The 16,047-nt window shown below is 74.3% G+C and carries 17 protein-coding genes; 4 read left to right on the plus strand and 13 right to left on the minus strand.

What is annotated here, in order from left to right:
- Positions 1–23: 23 nt before the first annotated feature.
- The 3 genes from guaB to ACTHAM_RS14530 all read right to left on the minus strand — a co-directional run bounded on the left by guaB (position 24) and on the right by ACTHAM_RS14530 (position 3,488).
- On the minus strand, positions 24–1,541 hold the full coding sequence (gene guaB / locus ACTHAM_RS14520) for an IMP dehydrogenase (protein ID WP_440688702.1): 1,518 nt from the start codon (positions 1,539–1,541) through the stop codon (positions 24–26).
- A 106-nt stretch (positions 1,542–1,647) separates the two neighbouring features.
- A complete protein-coding gene (locus ACTHAM_RS14525) occupies positions 1,648–2,388 on the minus strand; it encodes a response regulator transcription factor (protein ID WP_440688704.1) in 741 nt (246 codons plus the stop codon).
- Positions 2,389–2,567: 179 nt separating this feature from the next.
- Positions 2,568–3,488, minus strand: a complete 921-nt coding sequence (locus ACTHAM_RS14530) for a MerR family transcriptional regulator (protein WP_440688706.1) — start codon at positions 3,486–3,488, stop codon at positions 2,568–2,570.
- Positions 3,489–3,756: 268 nt separating this feature from the next.
- Between ACTHAM_RS14530 and ACTHAM_RS14535 the strand changes: the two genes are divergently transcribed.
- Positions 3,757–4,053, plus strand: a complete 297-nt coding sequence (locus ACTHAM_RS14535; protein WP_440688708.1) for a WhiB family transcriptional regulator — start codon at positions 3,757–3,759, stop codon at positions 4,051–4,053.
- Between the two features lie 141 nt (positions 4,054–4,194).
- Here ACTHAM_RS14535 and groES read toward each other — a convergent pair whose 3' ends face one another.
- On the minus strand, positions 4,195–4,491 hold the full coding sequence (gene groES / locus ACTHAM_RS14540; RefSeq protein ID WP_440688710.1) for a co-chaperone GroES: 297 nt from the start codon (positions 4,489–4,491) through the stop codon (positions 4,195–4,197).
- A gap of 290 nt (positions 4,492–4,781) precedes the next feature.
- Here groES and ACTHAM_RS14545 point away from each other — a divergent pair, with 290 nt between their 5' ends.
- Positions 4,782–5,969: a THUMP-like domain-containing protein gene (locus tag ACTHAM_RS14545; RefSeq protein WP_440688712.1), complete on the plus strand. Its 1,188-nt coding sequence runs from the start codon at positions 4,782–4,784 to the stop codon at positions 5,967–5,969.
- Entirely contained in the window at positions 5,969–7,117 is a 1,149-nt protein-coding gene (locus tag ACTHAM_RS14550; RefSeq protein WP_440688714.1) for a glutamate--cysteine ligase, read from the plus strand. The genes ACTHAM_RS14545 and ACTHAM_RS14550 overlap by 1 nt, the downstream gene beginning before the upstream one ends.
- Before the next feature lie 21 nt (positions 7,118–7,138).
- On the opposite strand, the gene ACTHAM_RS14555 is transcribed toward ACTHAM_RS14550, so the two are convergent.
- Entirely contained in the window at positions 7,139–7,942 is an 804-nt protein-coding gene (locus tag ACTHAM_RS14555; protein ID WP_440688716.1) for a hypothetical protein, read from the minus strand.
- 109 nt (positions 7,943–8,051) lie between these two features.
- Complete coding sequence (tsaD, locus tag ACTHAM_RS14560) at positions 8,052–9,092, minus strand: tRNA (adenosine(37)-N6)-threonylcarbamoyltransferase complex transferase subunit TsaD (protein WP_440688718.1); 1,041 nt, start codon at positions 9,090–9,092, stop codon at positions 8,052–8,054.
- Positions 9,093–9,167: 75 nt separating this feature from the next.
- On the opposite strand from tsaD, the gene ACTHAM_RS14565 reads away from it, so the two are divergent.
- Positions 9,168–9,809, plus strand: a complete 642-nt coding sequence (locus ACTHAM_RS14565; protein WP_440688720.1) for a malonic semialdehyde reductase — start codon at positions 9,168–9,170, stop codon at positions 9,807–9,809.
- A 32-nt stretch (positions 9,810–9,841) separates the two neighbouring features.
- On the opposite strand, the gene ACTHAM_RS14570 is transcribed toward ACTHAM_RS14565, so the two are convergent.
- Genes ACTHAM_RS14570 through ACTHAM_RS14600 form a run of 7 tightly spaced genes read right to left on the minus strand, consistent with a single transcriptional unit; the run spans position 9,842 to position 15,984 of the window.
- On the minus strand, positions 9,842–10,705 hold the full coding sequence (locus ACTHAM_RS14570) for a sulfurtransferase (RefSeq protein WP_440688722.1): 864 nt from the start codon (positions 10,703–10,705) through the stop codon (positions 9,842–9,844).
- A 27-nt stretch (positions 10,706–10,732) separates the two neighbouring features.
- Positions 10,733–11,209 carry a ribosomal protein S18-alanine N-acetyltransferase gene (gene rimI / locus ACTHAM_RS14575; protein ID WP_440688724.1) on the minus strand — a complete coding sequence of 159 codons (477 nt, stop codon included), beginning with the start codon at positions 11,207–11,209 and terminating at the stop codon, positions 10,733–10,735.
- Entirely contained in the window at positions 11,206–11,871 is a 666-nt protein-coding gene (gene tsaB, locus ACTHAM_RS14580) for a tRNA (adenosine(37)-N6)-threonylcarbamoyltransferase complex dimerization subunit type 1 TsaB (protein WP_440688726.1), read from the minus strand. Before tsaB ends, rimI begins: the two co-directional genes overlap by 4 nt.
- Positions 11,872–11,876: 5 nt before the next feature.
- Positions 11,877–12,476 (minus strand): tRNA (adenosine(37)-N6)-threonylcarbamoyltransferase complex ATPase subunit type 1 TsaE, encoded by a 600-nt coding sequence (gene tsaE / locus ACTHAM_RS14585; RefSeq protein ID WP_440688728.1) that lies wholly within the window; start codon positions 12,474–12,476, stop codon positions 11,877–11,879.
- Positions 12,473–13,684: an alanine racemase gene (alr, locus tag ACTHAM_RS14590; protein WP_440688863.1), complete on the minus strand. Its 1,212-nt coding sequence runs from the start codon at positions 13,682–13,684 to the stop codon at positions 12,473–12,475. Before alr ends, tsaE begins: the two co-directional genes overlap by 4 nt.
- A 54-nt stretch (positions 13,685–13,738) precedes the next feature.
- Positions 13,739–14,362: a nucleoside/nucleotide kinase family protein gene (locus ACTHAM_RS14595; protein ID WP_440688730.1), complete on the minus strand. Its 624-nt coding sequence runs from the start codon at positions 14,360–14,362 to the stop codon at positions 13,739–13,741.
- Complete coding sequence (locus ACTHAM_RS14600) at positions 14,359–15,984, minus strand: bifunctional ADP-dependent NAD(P)H-hydrate dehydratase/NAD(P)H-hydrate epimerase (RefSeq protein WP_440688732.1); 1,626 nt, start codon at positions 15,982–15,984, stop codon at positions 14,359–14,361. Before ACTHAM_RS14600 ends, ACTHAM_RS14595 begins: the two co-directional genes overlap by 4 nt.
- Positions 15,985–16,047 lie beyond the last annotated feature (63 nt).

The following is a 16,047-nucleotide window of genomic DNA, read 5'->3' on the forward strand; positions in this document are numbered from 1 at the left end:
CGCGTCGCCGCGACCCGGGCGGGTCAGCGCCCCGTGTAGTTCGGCGCCTCGACCGTCATCTGGATGTCGTGCGGGTGGGACTCCTTGAGCCCCGCCGGCGTGATCCGGATGAACTTCCCGCGCTCCTGCAGCTGCGGGATCGTGTGCGCCCCGACGTAGAACATCGACTGGTGCAGCCCGCCGACCAGCTGGTGCGCCACGGCCGACAGCGGCCCACGGTACGGCACCTGGCCCTCGATGCCCTCGGGGACGATCTTCTCGTCCGAGACCACGTCGGCCTGGAAGTAGCGGTCCTTGGAGTACGAGACACGCCCGCGCGAGGCCATCGCCCCCAGCGATCCCATGCCGCGGTAGTGCTTGAACTGCTTGCCGTTGACGAACACCAGGTCACCGGGCGACTCGTCGCAGCCGGCCAGCAGCGACCCGAGCATCACGGTGTCCGCACCGGCCACCAGGGCCTTGGCGATGTCACCGGAGTACTGCAGGCCGCCGTCGCCGATCACCGGCACCCCGGCCGGCTTGCACACGGTCGCGGCGTCGTAGATGGCGGTGACCTGCGGCACGCCGACCCCGGCGACGACACGCGTGGTGCAGATGGAGCCCGGGCCGACACCGACCTTGACCGCGTCGACACCCGCCTCGACGAGCGCCAGCGCACCCTCACGGGTGGCGACGTTGCCGCCGATGACCTGCACGTGGCGGGTCGAGGGGTCCGACTTCAGGCGGCGGACCATGTCGAGCATGAGGCGCGCGTGCCCGTTGGCCGTGTCGACCACGAGCACGTCCGCACCGGCCTCGGTCAGGGCGGAGGCCCTCTCCCACGCGTCGCCGAAGAACCCGATCGCGGCGCCGACCACCAGGCGACCCTCGCCGTCCTTGGTCGCGTCCGGGTACTGCTCGGACTTGACGAAGTCCTTCACGGTGATCAGACCGCACAGCACGCCGTCGGCGTCGACCAGCGGCAGCTTCTCGATCTTGTGCTTGGCCAGCAGCGCCGCGGCGTCCTGACGGGCGATGCCCTCGGGGCCGGTGACCAGCGGCATCGGTGTCATGACCTCGTGCACGCGGCGGGTGTCCCAGACACCGCTCGGCACGAACCGCAGGTCACGGTTGGTGATGATGCCCAGCAGGTGGCCGGCACCGTCGACGACCGGCAGGCCCGAGACCCGGTACTGCCCGCACAGGCGGTCCAGCTCGGTCAGCGTGGCGTCCGGCCCGACCGTGACGGGGTCGGAGACCATGCCCGACTCGGACCGCTTGACCAGGTCGACCTGGTGCGCCTGGTCGGCGATCGAGAGGTTGCGGTGCAGGATCCCGATACCGCCCTGGCGGGCCATCGCGATCGCCATGCGGGACTCGGTGACGGTGTCCATCGCGGCCGACAGCAGCGGCACGCGCACGGAGATCTCGCGGGTGAGCCGCGAGGTGGTGTCCACCTCGCTGGGGATGACGTCCGTCTCCCCCGGCAGCAGCAGGACGTCGTCGTAGGTGAGCCCGATGCGGGCGAAGGGATCGTGGGCGGCGGTTCCCGGCTCCGTCATCCGCCCAGGATACGTCGGCCGACGCGGGACCCCGGACGCCGCGGAGCCGACCCGGCCGACGGCCGACGCTGCCTGATGGCCCGCGCCGGGTCCCTGCCGGCGCCGGTCAGCGGATCAGACCGCGGCGCAGCCCGATCGCGACGGCCTGGGCACGGTCGGCGGCACCGAGCTTGCGGAACAGCCGGCGTGCATGGGTCTTGACGGTGTCCTCGGACAGGAAGAGCTGCGCGCCGATCTGCGCGTTCGACCGCCCGTTGCTCATGCCGACGAGCACCTCGATCTCCCTCTTGGTGAGCACGACCTCGGCGGGACCGCGGTCACGACGACCCGCGACGGCGTCGAGCCCGTCGAGCACCGGACCGGATGCCTGCGCGGGGACGCCCGCCAGCCCGTGGGCCTGCGGCTCCTCGACGAGGACCTCGACCGATCGGGCGGCCACGGTGCGCAACGGGGAGGGGGCGTGTCCGGGTTGGGGCAGCACGGGGGCGGCGAGCACGTGCGCGGCGACTGCGGCCAGCTCGGCGCGACCGACCTCGGGGGCCAGGAACCCGCGCGCGCCCAGGCTCAGCGCCCGGTCGAGCGCCACGGCGTCGTCGGGCGTGGCCAGCAGGACGATCGCGGCCGCGGGGGCGACCGACCGTAGTCGCCGCACCGCCTCGGCCATGCCGGGGGCGGGCAGGTTGGCGTCGAGCAGCACGACCGTCGGCGGGATGCGCCGGGCGTGGGTCAGCAGCTCCTCCACGGTGGCGGCCGCCCGGACAGGAGTCAGGGCGGGCACCCCGATCGAGGTGACGACCAGGCGTTCTCGGACCAGTGCCGAGCCGTGGCAGATCACGACGCCCGCCATGTCGTCCCCCTTGTGTTACCGGTGCGTATCTCGTGTCCTATCGGCCGACGAGGCGCGTCAGGTTAGCCAGGGCCGGTCGCGAGCGCGGCGGCATCCAGCGCTCAGACCGTCGATTTCTGCCCCAATGTGAGGCTCACACGATTGTCAACGCCCGTTCCGACCCCCGTTGGTGCGGAACTTCACCCGATCGTGTCACGACTCACAGCGGTGGCGGCGACTTCGTGCAGCACGCCGGTGAAGGTCCTCGCCCGGTGCACGGACCGCCCCGACGGCAGGTGGGCGGTGGAGCCTTCGGGCGCGACGACGAACTGCGGCAGGTCGGGATGGGCGTGCACGAGCCGCTCGACGAGACCGACGAGGGCGTCGGGAGCCGCGCCGGCCTTCTCGTGCAGGTGCACGACGGCGACGGGGCGGCTCATCAGGACGAGCTCGAGCACGCGGTGCGGGCCGACGGGGCCGCCCACGATGCGCGCGTCCACCCCTGCCGCGACCAGCGCGGCCGCGAGCGCGTGCACGGACAGAGGTCGGGGCTCTCCGGCCGGGGCGAGGAGCAGCACGACCGGGGTGCCTGGCGGTGGCGCCACGGCCGTGCGGGCGCGCAGCGCGGCCAGCGCGGCCGCGGTGAGGGTGGCGGCGGCGTCGACCCCGGGCCGGTCCACGACGGTGAGTCGCGCGAGGGTGTGCAGGGAGGGCTCGGCGAGGCCGGTCCACCACTGCCCCACGTCCGCCCCGTCGTGCAGGGCGAGCAGCCGGGCGCACCGTTCGACGTCGCCGGCGACGGCCGCGTCGACGACGTGCGCGGGTGTGACGGTCGCCGGCCGGGGGCTCTCGCCGGTGCTGCCGGCGGCAAGTGCTGCCCGGGCGGCCTCGGCGGGCGCCACACCGTCCACGGTGAGCCGTCGCATGACGAGCAGCCGGTCGACGTCCTGCGGTGTGTACCGGCGGTGCTGACCGGGTGCGTGCGCGGAGGGGCCCAGGCCGTAGCGGCGGTCCCAGGTGCGCAGCGTCGCAGGGGCCACGCCGAGCCGCCGGGCGACTCCGGCCACGGTGAGGGCGGGTGCGGAGGGCTCGCCGAGCAGCGCGTCCTCGTCGGGTGGCATCCCTCGATTCTGCCAGGGCGCGCGGCCCGGCGGCGGAGCGCCGCGTCGACCACCGCGTCACACAGGACCCCCCCCTCCACCTGGGCAAACAGGGAGGCGCGCTGGCGAGCCGTCCAGGGACGAAGTACTCCCGAACGGGTCTTGAACAACTCTTGGCGCGGTTGTAACGTGGCAAAACGTACGGCCCGCCCGTACGAACCGGACCACCACAGAGCGGTGTGGGCCCCTGGGGTCGACCCGTACGGAGAGCGACCGAGGAGTGTGACGCATGGCCGAGATCTCACGACTGCCCGGACCGGTGATGGACCTGTGGGAGTGGCAGTTCGACGGCGCATGCCGCGAGGCCGACCACGATCTGTTCTTCCACCCGGAGGGTGAGCGGGGAGCGGCCAGGCGACGGCGGGCCGAGGCCGCCAAGGCGATCTGCGGCACGTGCCCCGTGCTGCGCGAGTGCCGCGAGCAGTCCCTCACGGTGCGCGAGCCGTACGGCGTGTGGGGCGGGCTCTCCGAGGACGAGCGCACCGCCGTGCTCCTCGAACGAGCCGGTCGCCGCAACGCCTCCTGACCTCACCGAGCCCGCCGGCCAGGCGGGCCCCCGCCGACACGGCCCGCAACCCGACACAGACGCACGAGAGCCCCCACCCGCGCAGGGTGGGGGCTCTCGTCATCCCAGGCCGCGAGCGGCCTCAGATCACTTGACGACGGTTCACTTGACGACGATCGCCAGGATGTCGCGGGCCGAGAGGATCAGGTACTCCTCGCCGGCGTACTTCACCTCGGTGCCGCCGTACTTGGAGTAGATGACCTTGTCGCCGACGGCCACGTCGAGCGGGACGCGGTTGCCCTTGTCGTCGATGCGACCGGGACCCACGGCCAGGACCTCGCCCTCCTGGGGCTTCTCCTTGGCGCTGTCCGGGATGACGAGACCGGAGGCGGTCGTCTGCTCCGCCTCGAGCGTCTTGACGACGATGCGGTCCTCGAGCGGCTTGATGGAGACCGACACAGCGGACCTCCCCTTCGCGTGTGAGTGCGTGCGTGAGTTGTCTGGGCCGCACGTGCGGGCCACCGTCGTCGCGGGTGCCGGGGCCTGTCGGTGCGGTCGGCCTGCCCCGAGGGGCTCACCGGTCTCTCACTCTAGGAACGCGTTAGCACTCGGTCAAGGCGAGTGCCAGCCGTCCGCGACCGGCGAACACGCAGTCCGGGGCAACAGCCTCCCCTCGCAGCGCATGTGGGTCTTCCGCGGACGAACCACGGCGGTGCCCCGCGGGGGTACCCCGTGCAAGGATCGGCCGCATGGACGACCAGGGCCTGGCCCAGCTGCTCAGCCCCACCGGGTGGGCGCTGCTGACGGCGCTGCCGCCGTACGACGAGACCCGCGTGATGGCCCTGTCGGAGCGCCTGCGCAGCGAGGGCCTCGACCCCGTGCTGGTGGCGGCCGCCCTGACCCAGTCGCGGCTGCGCGCCAAGGCGCACGCCAAGTTCGGCGACTTCGCCGACGGCATGCTCTTCACTCCCGCCGGCCTCGAGCAGGCCACCCGCCTGACCGTGGCCGCGCAGCACGCCCGGCGGTACCTGGCGGCCGGCTCCACGCACGTGGCGGACCTGACGTGCGGGATCGGCGCCGACGCGATGACCTTCGCCGGCGTAGGGCTGCGCGTGCTGGCCACCGAGCTGGACGAGGTCACCGCCGCCGTCGCCACGGTCAACCTGCGCCACTTCCCCGAGTCGCAGGTCCGGCACGGCGACGGCCTCGCGCTCGACCTGCTCGCCGAGGGCGTCGACGCCGTGTACGCCGACCCGGCACGGCGCACGTCCTCCGGCAGCCGCGTGTTCGACCCCGCGGCCTACTCCCCACCCCTGGACGCCGTGCTCGCCGTCCGCGAGCAGGTGCCGGCGCTCGGCCTCAAGCTCGGCCCCGGCCTGCCGCGCGGTGCGGTGCCCGACGACGCCGAGGCGCAGTGGGTGTCCGTCGACGGGGACGTCGTCGAGGTCGGGCTGTGGTTCGGCCCCCTGGCCCCCGACGGCCCGGGCCGCAGCGCCCTCGTGCTGCACGACGGCACGTCGCACGTGCTGCGCGCCACACCCGACGACGACCCCCACCCCCCGGTCGGCCCGGTCGGCCCGTACCTGTACGAGCCCGACGGCGCCGTGATCCGCGCCGGGCTGGTCGGCACCGTCGCCCAGCAGGTGCACGGTCGGCTCGTCGACCCCACCATCGCCTACGTGACCTCCGACGCCCTGCACGACCACCCGACCGCCACCGCGTACCGCGTGCTCGACACGCTGCCGTTCGGCCTCAAGCGTCTGCGCACCTACCTGCGCGGGCGCGACGTGGGACGGCTGACCATCAAGAAGCGAGGCACCGCCGTGGTCCCCGAGCAGCTGCGCCACCAGCTCGACCTGCGGGGCAGCGCCGAGGCCACCGTCGTGCTGACGCGCGTCGCCGGCACGCAGCAGGTGCTCGTCGTGGAGCCCCTCTGATGGCCGCGCCCGTCCGCCTGCCGTTCGCCCGCTCGGAGCGCTCGACCGTGGGCATCGAGTGGGAGCTGGCGCTCGTCGACACCGACTCGGGCGACCTGCGGCAGGCCGCACCGTCGATCTTCGAGGCCGTGCGCGGCGCCGACGGGCTCGACCACCCGAACATCACGCAGGAGCTGCTCCTCAACACGGTCGAGGTCAACTCCGGCAAGTGCACCACCGTCGGCCAGGCCGGGGAAGACCTGCGGCGGGCGATCGAGCAGGTCCAGGACGCGGCGACCCCGCTGCGCATCGACGTCATGGGCGGCGGCACGCACCCGTTCGCGCACTGGGCCCGGCAGAAGGTCACCGACAAGCAGCGGTACGCGACCCTGATCGACCGCACGCAGTGGTGGGGCCGGCAGATGCTCATCTACGGCGTGCACGTGCACGTGGGCATCGAGGACCGCGCCAAGGTGCTGCCGATCTCACGCGCGATGCTCACGGTGTTCCCGCACATCCAGTCGCTGTCGGCGTCCTCGCCGTTCTGGGCGGGCAAGGACACCGGGTACGCCTCGAACCGTGCCCTGATCTTCCAGCAGCTGCCCACGGCGGGCCTGCCGTTCGGGTTCGACCACTGGGAACAGCTCGAGCAGTACGTCGGCGACATGATGCACACCGGCGTGATCGACCAGTTCGACGAGGTCCGCTGGGACATCCGCCCCTCGCCCCGGTTCGGCACGCTCGAGATGCGCATCGCCGACGGTGCGACGAACCTGCTGGAGGTCACCGCGATCTCCGCGTTCACGCACTGCCTGGTCGAGCACTTCTCCACGCTGCTCGACCAGGGTCGGACGCTGCCGACCATGCCGCCCTGGTTCGCGCAGGAGAACAAGTGGCGCTCGGCGCGCTACGGCATGGACGCGATCGTCATCACCGACGCCGCGGGCGAGGAGGAGCTCGTGACGGACTCGGTCGCCCATTGGCTGACGGAGCTGGCGCCGGTGGCCGAACGCCTGGGGTGCTCGGCCGAGCTGGAGCAGGTGCGGGTGATCCTGCGCAAGGGCGCCTCGTACCAGCGGCAGCGGGCCGCGGCACGGCGCAACGCCGGCGAGCTCGACGGCGTCGTCCGCTCGCTCGTGGCCGAGATGCGGGCCGGCAGGCCGCTGTAGGCGCGTCCCCGCGACCACCGCTCACACCTGGCGGGTGATGCCTCCGTCCGGGATCCACCGCCACGTGCTCAGCACACCGTCGACGATCCGCTCGGCGCCCTGGAACCCCGCAGGTCGCAAGACCCCCACGACGAAGGCCCACCCGTCGTGGTCGAGGTGCGTGTCCGTGACGAGCTGCGAGCCGACCTGGAACGTGTGCCGCCACGCCTCGCCGGCCGCCGTGACCCCTCGCTCGACCGGACCGACGCGGAGACGGGTCACCGTGGACGGGAGGTCGATGTCGGCCATCCGGGCAGCGGCGTCCCGCAGCACGTAGTCCGGCTCTCCGGGGTTCTCGGCCGCCTGCACGGTGCCGATCCGCCCCAGGCAGACGACGAGGAGCGCCACCCCGGGCGCCACCGGCACCGTCGCGTCGGTGCGCACCCCCCACACGCTGATCTGGCTCTCCACCTGCGACGGCCCCGCGGCCAGGAAGTGCTCACCCGGCCTCCCGTCGCCGAGCGGCGGGACCACCACGGGGGTGACCAACGCGAACGGGTCGGAGGGGTAGACGAACCCCTTCGCGCGCCACCGCAGCAAGGGCATCGACTCGCGCAGTGCCATGCGGACCACCCGCGCACGGCTCGGATCGGCCCGCACGATGCGCCGGGCGAGCAGCTCGCGGGCGACCAGACGGGCGAGCACGTCGTAGCAGAGCCACACCACGCCCAGGACGAGCGCGGCCCGCAGCAGGCCCGCCAGGCCCGGCCAGTCGAGGCCGCCCGCCGCCGAGTCGTCGGTCGCGGCCAGCAGACCAGGGCGGAGCAGCGGGACGAACGGGTGCACACGGTCCCATCGGCGCGGACGGGACGGGAGTGAAGTGCCTGACCACGCCGACCACGGACCGGATCGCGTCAGTCGACCACGCCCGGCGAGAGGGTTCAGTGGTCGTCGGTCAGACCAGCACCTGGGTCAGCGGCATCGAGGAGTCGACCGGCAGGTCCAGTGCCGAGGGTGCCATGCCGCGCCGCACGACGGCCGAGCCGAGCGCGGCGATCATCGCGCCGTTGTCGGTGCAGTACCGGATCGGCGGGATGCGCAGGGTGATCCCGGCCTGCGCGCACCGGGCTGCGGCCATGTCACGCAGCTGGGAGTTGGCCGAGAAGCCGCCGCCGACCACGAGCGTGTCGACGCCGTGCGCACGGCAGGCGGCGATGGTCTTGGCGGTGAGCACGTCGGCGACGGCCTCGGCGAACGAGGCGGCCACGTCGGGCAGCGGGATCTCCTGGCCGGCGTCCTGGCGGGCCTCGACCCAGCGGGCCACGGCGGTCTTCAGGCCGGAGAACGAGAAGTCCGCGGCATGGGCGGCCTGGTCCTTGGCGGCCGTCAGCCCACGGGGGAACCGGATGGCCGCCGGGTTGCCCTCGCGTGCGAGGCGGTCGATGTGCGGGCCGCCGGGGTAGGGCAGGCCGAGCAGCCGTCCGACCTTGTCGAAGGCCTCCCCCGCGGCGTCGTCGAGCGTCGACCCGAGCTCGGTGACCTGCACGGTGTCGTCGATGAGCAGCAGCGAGGAGTGGCCGCCGGAGACGACCAGGGCCATGACCCGCTCGGGGAACGGCCCGTCGACCAGCTCGTCGACGACCGCGTGGCCGATGACGTGGTTGACGCCGTAGAGCGGCTTGTCGAGCCCGATCGCCAGCGCCTTGGCCGCCGAGGCGCCCACGGTGAGCGGTCCGACGAGGCCGGGGCCGGCGGTGACGGCGATCGCGTCGACCTGGTCGAGCGTGACGTCGGCCGTGGCCAGTGCCCGTTCGATCGTCGGCACCATGGCTTCGAGGTGGGCCCGGGAGGCGATCTCCGGGATGATCCCGCCGAACCGCGCATGCTCGTCGACCGAGCTGGCCACGGAGTCGACGAGCAGGTCGTGGCCGCGTACGAGGGCGACACCCGTCTCGTCGCAGGAGGTCTCGATCCCGAGGACGAGGGGGTCTGCCATGCCCCCATCGTAGGCGTGAGCGACGTCACCCCTTTCATGGGACGACTTCACAGTCATTGAGAGTTCAATCAGAGCATGAGCACCGACACGACCGTCCTCGACGGACTGGACTTCCCCGCTCCCACGCTCGCCGTCCCCGACGAGGTCGCCGACCGCCTGTTCCGCGAGGCCCGCAGCGTCCACCACTTCCGCGACGAGGAGGTCACCGACCAGGAGATCGCCGCCGTCTACGACCTGGTCAAGTGGGGCCCCACCGCGATCAACATCGTGCCGCTGCGGCTGCTGCTGGTGCGCACCCCGCAGGCCCGTGCACGCCTGGCCACCCACATGGGCGAGGGCAACCGCGAGCGCGTCCTCGCCGCCCCCCTGTCGATCGTCGTGGCCGCCGACACCCGGTTCCACACCCACATCCCGGTGCTCATGCCGCCGTACGCGGCCATGGCGACCTCGCTCGAGGACAACGAGCCCACGCGCGAGCAGATGGCCCGCACCAACGCGACCCTGCAGGCCGGCTACCTGATCGTCGGGCTGCGCGCGGCAGGCCTGGCGGTCGGCCCGATGAGCGGCATGGACGCGGCAGGCATCGACGGGGAGTTCTTCACCGAGAACGGCTGGAAGGCCCTCATGGTCCTCAACGTCGGACGCACCGAGGGCTCGAGCACCCCGCACCCGCGTGGCGCACGCCTCACCTACGAGCAGGTCGCACAGACGATCTGACGGCTCGACGACACCCGGCCCGTCCGGTCCGGTCAGGCAGCCCCGCCGTCGGTGATGCCTGTCGCGACCGGGCGGGTCTCGTCGTGGGACCACTGCGACCACGACCCGGGGTAGAGGGCCGCCTCGACACCGATCGACGCCAGCGCCGCCACCTCGTGCGCAGCCGTCACCCCCGACCCGCAGTAGACCGCCACCGGCGCGCCCTCCTGCGCCCGCAGCGCCCGGAACCGCTCACGCAGCGCATCCCCCGGCAGGAACCGGCCGTCCGCGTCAAGGTTGGCCGTCGTCGGTGCCGAGACCGCACCGGGGATGTGCCCGGCCTTCGGGTCGACCGGCTCGACCTCACCGGCGTATCGCTCGGCCGCCCGCGCGTCGAGCAGCGTCCCCGACCCGGCGAGCGCCGCGGCGCCGTCGGCGTCGAGCGTGGGCAGCGCACCCGCGACCAGCACGACGTCCCCCGGCTCGGCCGTGACCGGGCCCGCCTCGAGCGAGTACCCCGCGGCCTGCCACGCCTGCAGCCCCCCGTCGAGCAGTCGCACGTCGCGCACACCCGCCCAGCGCAGCAACCACCATGCCCGCGCGGCGGAGACACCGCCGGCCCCGTCGTAGACGACGACCCCGCGACCCTCCCGCACCCCCCACCGGCGGGCCGACGCCTCCAGGTCCGCGAGCGCCGGCATGGGGTGCCGCCCACCCTGCGGGCTCGGCGGGGCAGCCAGCTCGGTGTCCAGGTCGACGTACACGGCACCGGGCAGGTGACCGCCCAGGTACTGCTCGTGCCCGTCGGTGCGTCCCAGCGCCCAGCGCACGTCGAGCAGCACGGGTGCCTCGTCGTCCGCGAGCAGCGCCGCGAGCGTGGTGGCCTCGACCAGGACGGTGCCGCGCGGATCGGTCATCAGGTGCTCCCTCGGGTGGTGGACGCGTCAGGCGTCAGCCTGCTGCAGCGGCAGGCGCATCGTCCAGGCGTCCACGTTCTCCGGCTGGTAGTAGCCGCGGCGACGGCCCAGCTGCTCGAACCCCGCCGCCGCATACAGGCGCAGGGCCGGCTCGTTGTCGACCCGGACCTCCAGGAGCAGGACCTCCGCCCCCAGGGTCCGGGCACGCTCGACGAGCGCGTCCAGCAGCAGCCGACCCACACCACGACCCTGGTGCGCCTGCGCCGTGCCGACGGTCATCACCTGGGCGTCCTGACCGTCGAACCACAGACCGGCGTACCCGACGAGCCGACCGCCGAGCTCGGCACCGACGTACCAGCGCCCGGGACCGACGATCTCGTCGGCCAGACCCTGCCGCGACCACGCGCCGGGGCCGAACAGCTGCTTCTCCAGCACGTCGAGCGCCGGGACGTCCTCGAGCGTCAGGTCGCGCAGACGCACGTCGGGCCCACGCCCGGTGCTCATCCGAGCACGCGCTTGCGTGCCGCGCTCGGGACGGCGTCGGGTCGACGCAGGTACAGCGGCTCGGTACCGAGCGGCTCCCCCGCCGCGGCCCGGGCAAGGGCCAGCCGGGCCAGCTCGGCGGGGTCGACGACGGCGGGCACGACGTCCCGCAGGTCGAAGACGTCCGGGTACAGGGCGGCGCCGGGTCCGACGACCACGGCGCCGTCGCGCGCCACGTCCGCCGGCGCACCCACCTCCGGGGCGCGCGTCACGCTGATCACGCCGGCTCCCTCGACGACGTACTCGGCGGTGTACACCTCGCGCCGACGGGCGTCCGTGACCGCGAGCAGCGCGGTCCCCTCGGGCACGAGCCGCGACGCGGACGCAGCCAGGGCGTCCAGGCTGGGCACACCACGCACCGGGATCCCCAGGGACAGCGCCAGCGTGCGCGCGGTCACCAGCCCCACCCGCAGACCCGTGAACGGCGCCGGCCCGGTGCCGACGACCACCGAGGTCAGGTCGGTCCGGCTCACCCCGGCGTCGGCCAGCACGCCGGCGATCATCGGGGCGAGCAGCTCGGCGTGGTGACGCTGCTGGTCGTCGGAACGCGCAGCCAGGACCGTGCCGTCGTCATCCACGAGGGCGACGGCCACAGCGGCAGAGGTGTCCAGGGCGAGATGCACGGCGATCAGCCTGCCATCTCGTCGGAGGAAGCCCGCACCTGCGCGTCGGTCGACGGTCCCACCCGGGCGGCGTCCTGGCCCGGCAGGGCGACGTCCGCCCACCGCGCACCCACCGGTGTCACGTGCAGCACCCGCTCCCCCGCGGACGGGTCCGACCCCGCCTCGAGCGCCTCGTCGACCCCGACCTGGTCGGCATCGCCCCGCGGGCGCTGCAGCCGCAGCTCGAGACGGTCGTCCGCCAGGCCCTCCACCCAGCCCTCACCCCACTCGACGACCGTGACGGACTCCTCCAGGCTCGAGTCCAGGTCCAGGGCGTCGACCTCGTCGAGCGAGCCGAGCCGGTACGCGTCCACGTGCACGAGGGCCGGGCCGCGGGTGCCGTCGGCTCGCGGCAGCGGCGGGTGCTCGCGGGCGATGATGAACGTCGGCGAGGCCACCTGCCCACGCACGTGCAGCCCCTCGCCGAGGCCCTGCGTCAGCGTGGTCTTGCCGGCACCCAGGTCACCGGTGAGCACGACCAGGTCGCCCGCGCGCAGCATCTGGGCCAGGGCCCGACCGTACGCGCGCGTCGCCTCGGCGTCGGACAGACGCACGACGGCCGTCACCGGACCACCTGCTCGGCACGGTCACGCCCGGCGGCGGCCACCGCGGGCTCGACCGACTCACCCAGGTCACCGACGTGCACGCGCGGCACCCGGCCGCCGAGCCGGGTGACGATCTCGTACCCGATGGTGTCCGCCGCCACCGCCCAGTCCTGCGCGGTCGGCTCGCCGTCGGCACCCGTGCCGAACAGCACGACCCGGTCGCCCGCCCGGTCGGTGGCCCCAGGCCCGAGATCCACCACGAACTGGTCCATGCACACGCGACCGGCGACGCCCAGGCGCCGACCGCCGAGCTGCACCGGACCGCCGAGCCGGGCCGCACCACCCGAGGCGTGCCGCGGGATGCCGTCCGAGTACCCCAGCGGCACCACACCGAGCACCGTGTCCCGCTCCACCACGTACTGGTGCGCGTACGACACGCCGGTGCCCGCCGGCACGTCCTTGACGGTGGCCAGCTCGGCCTCGAGCGTCATGGCGGGCGTCAACCCGTAGCGCTCCGGCCCGCCCAGCTGGGGCACCGGCGAGAGCCCGTAGACCGCCACACCGGGCCGCACGAGGTCGTAGTGCACGGCCGGTGTGGTCAGCGTCGCCGCCGAGTTCGCCAGGTGCCGCACCTCGAGCCGCACACCTGCCTGCTCGACCGTGCGCACCGCCTCGGCGAACACCTGCGCCTGCGCCCGGACCGTCGGGTGCTCGGGCTCGTCGGCGAACGCCAGGTGCGACCACAACCCGACCACGTGCACCGCGCCCTCGGCCTCGGCGCGCAGCGCGGGCTCGAGCAGCTCGACCAGCTGCACCGGAGTCAGGCCGTTGCGGCCGAGCCCGGTGTCGACCTTGAGGTGCACGCGCGCCGTCCGACCGGCAGCCCGGGCCGCGGCGACGACCTCGTCGAGCGCCCACGCCGCCGCCACCGACACGTCGACGTCCGCCTCGACCGCCTCGCGCAGCGGCGCGCCGGGCGCGTACAACCAGGTGAGCACCCGGACGTCGAGCACCCCGGCACGACGCAGCTCGAGCGCCTCGCACACCTGCGCGGTGCCCAGCCAGGTGGCACCGCCGGCGATCGCGGCCCGGGCCGAGGGCACCAGACCGTGCCCGTAGGCGTCAGCCTTCACCACGGCCATGACCTGCGCCGTGGGCGCGTGGGCGGCAAGGCTGCGGACGTTGTCACGGATCGCGGTGAGGTCGACCACCGCACGCGCCGGGTACATGCTCACGCCCGACAGTCTCTCACCGGCCCGACGGCCACCGACCCGTCCGGGCCCTCACCGACCCACGACCACGTCGGCGCGGTGCACCGTGGCCCGCACCAGACGCGCGTTGGACTCGTCCGGGCCGTGCGCCCAGGTGTGCGCCGCTGTCGGCTCCTTGCCGAACTCGACGTGCCGGGCCACCAGCCGCGCCAGCCGCAGACCGTCGTCGGGGGCGACGAACCACGACTCGTCGAGCAGTGCCGCGACGGGTGCGAACCCGTCGGTCTGCAGCAGCAGGTAGTTGCCCTCGGTGACCACCAGGGGCACGTGCGCCGGCACGGCGATCGCCCCGGCGACCCCGTTGCGCAGGCCACGGCGGTACTCCGGCGCATACACGGTCTCCTCCGCGGCCCGCAGCCGCCGCAGCAGCGCGACATACCCCGCGGCGTCGAACGTGTCGGGCGCACCCTTGCGGTCCGCGCGCCCCAGCCGCTCCAGCTCGGTCTGCGCCAGGTGGAACCCGTCCATGGGCACCACGACGACGTCGTGCGGCCAGCGCCGCCCGATCTGCGCGGCCAACGTCGACTTGCCCGCACCCGGCGCACCGGTCAGCCCGAGCAGCCGCCGCCGACCGTCCGCGCGGGCCGCCGTGAGCAGGGCGTCGACCCGGGCAGCCAGGGCGGCGTCGAGCGTCATCGGGATGCCCCCGGCGCGCCGGCCAGCACCTCGGCCACCGTGCGTGGCAGGGCGTGCGCGACCGCGAGCGCGGCCACCGGCCCCCCGGGGTTCGCCCGGTCCGCCGCCCATCCGTGCACCGCCGCGGCCGCGGCTGCCGCGGCCGCCACGAGCACCGGGTCCTCACGGAGGTCGTCGGCCATCCCTGCCAGCAGCGCGCCCAGCAGCCCGGCGAGCACGTCACCGGCACCGGCGGTCGCCAGCCACGACGGTCCGTCGGCCTGCGCGTAGACCGCCCCGCCCGTCCCGACGACCACGGTCGTCGGCCCCTTGAGCAGGACGGTCGCCCCGGTCAGCTCGTGCGCGCGCCGGGCGTACCGCACGGGTGCGGCCTCGACGTCCGACCGGCTCACCGGCTCGCCGCGCGCACCGAGCAGCCGGGCCAGCTCCCCGGCGTGCGGCGTCAGCACCACCAGCGGCCCCACCCGCGCGGGCAGCAGCTCCAGCGCCCCGGCATCCACGACCACGGGCGCACCGTCCCGCACGGCGGCCTCGACCGCCTGCTCGAGCGTGCGGCGGCGCGGGCCGTCCTGAGGGTCGACGCCGGGGCCGAGCACCCACGCCTGCACGCGACCGCGACCGAGCACCACCTCGGGGCGCTGCGCCACCACGGCGGCGCCGAGCGGGTCGACGGGGTGTCCCGACGTCGGCGCCGACGCCCCGTCCGGTTCCGGCACCGCGCCCGGCCCCGTCACGTCGGTGACGAACCGCACCATGCCGACCCCGGCGAGCACCGCGGCGCTCGTCGTCAGCACGGCCGCCCCGGGGTACGTCGAGGTACCTGCGACCACGCCGAGCACCCCGCGGCTGTACTTGTGCGCGGCGCGCACCGGGACCGGCCACAGCGCGGCCACGTCCTGCCGGGTCAGCCGCGCCACGGCCGGGCGCACGGCAGCCAGCCCGAGCCCGAGGTCGACGACCACCACGTGACCTGCACGGGTGTCGGCCGGCGGGAGCAGGAGGCCCGGCTTGGCACCGCCGAACGTCACGGTCAGGTCCGCCGGAAGCACCGGCCCGGTGCACGTACCTTCGTCGACCCCGATGCCCGAGGGCGTGTCGACCGCCACGACCACCGGGCGGTCCTCGCCGGCGGCCGCGAGCACCTCGAGCGCGCCGGCCAGCTCCTCCACGAGCCAGCCGGCCTCGCCGCGCACCCCGGCGCCCGTCGCCCCGATGCCGAGCAGACCGTCCAGCACGACATCCGCGCCGGCAGCCAGCCGGACGGCCACCTCGAGGGGCAGCGCGGCACCGGTTCCGCCCTCGACGACGGTCACGGTGCGCACCCCCCCGGCCTGCACCGCGGCCAGGCCCCCGGCGTGTGCACGGGCCGAGGTGGTCACCACCGTGACCCGCACGCCACGGCGCGCCAGCAGGGCTGCGGCGAACAGCGCGTCGCCCCCGTTGTTGCCCGGCCCGGCCAGCACCGCCACGTGCGCGCCACGCACCCGCCCGCGGCGGGCCCGCAGCACACGCAGCACCTCGACGTGCAGGGCGAACGCGGCACGATCCATCAGCGGCACGCCCGCGGCGAGCAGGGGTTCCTCGGCGGTCCGCACCGCGGCGGAGGTCCACGACAGCAGCACCCCACCATCCTGACGGACGCACGCACCCGCACGCCCGCCCAGGCGCGCGCCGGGTGCCGGTAC

The organism is Cellulomonas soli (genome assembly GCF_052036975.1).
Taxonomy (GTDB): Bacteria; Actinomycetota; Actinomycetes; order Actinomycetales; family Cellulomonadaceae; genus Cellulomonas; species Cellulomonas soli_A.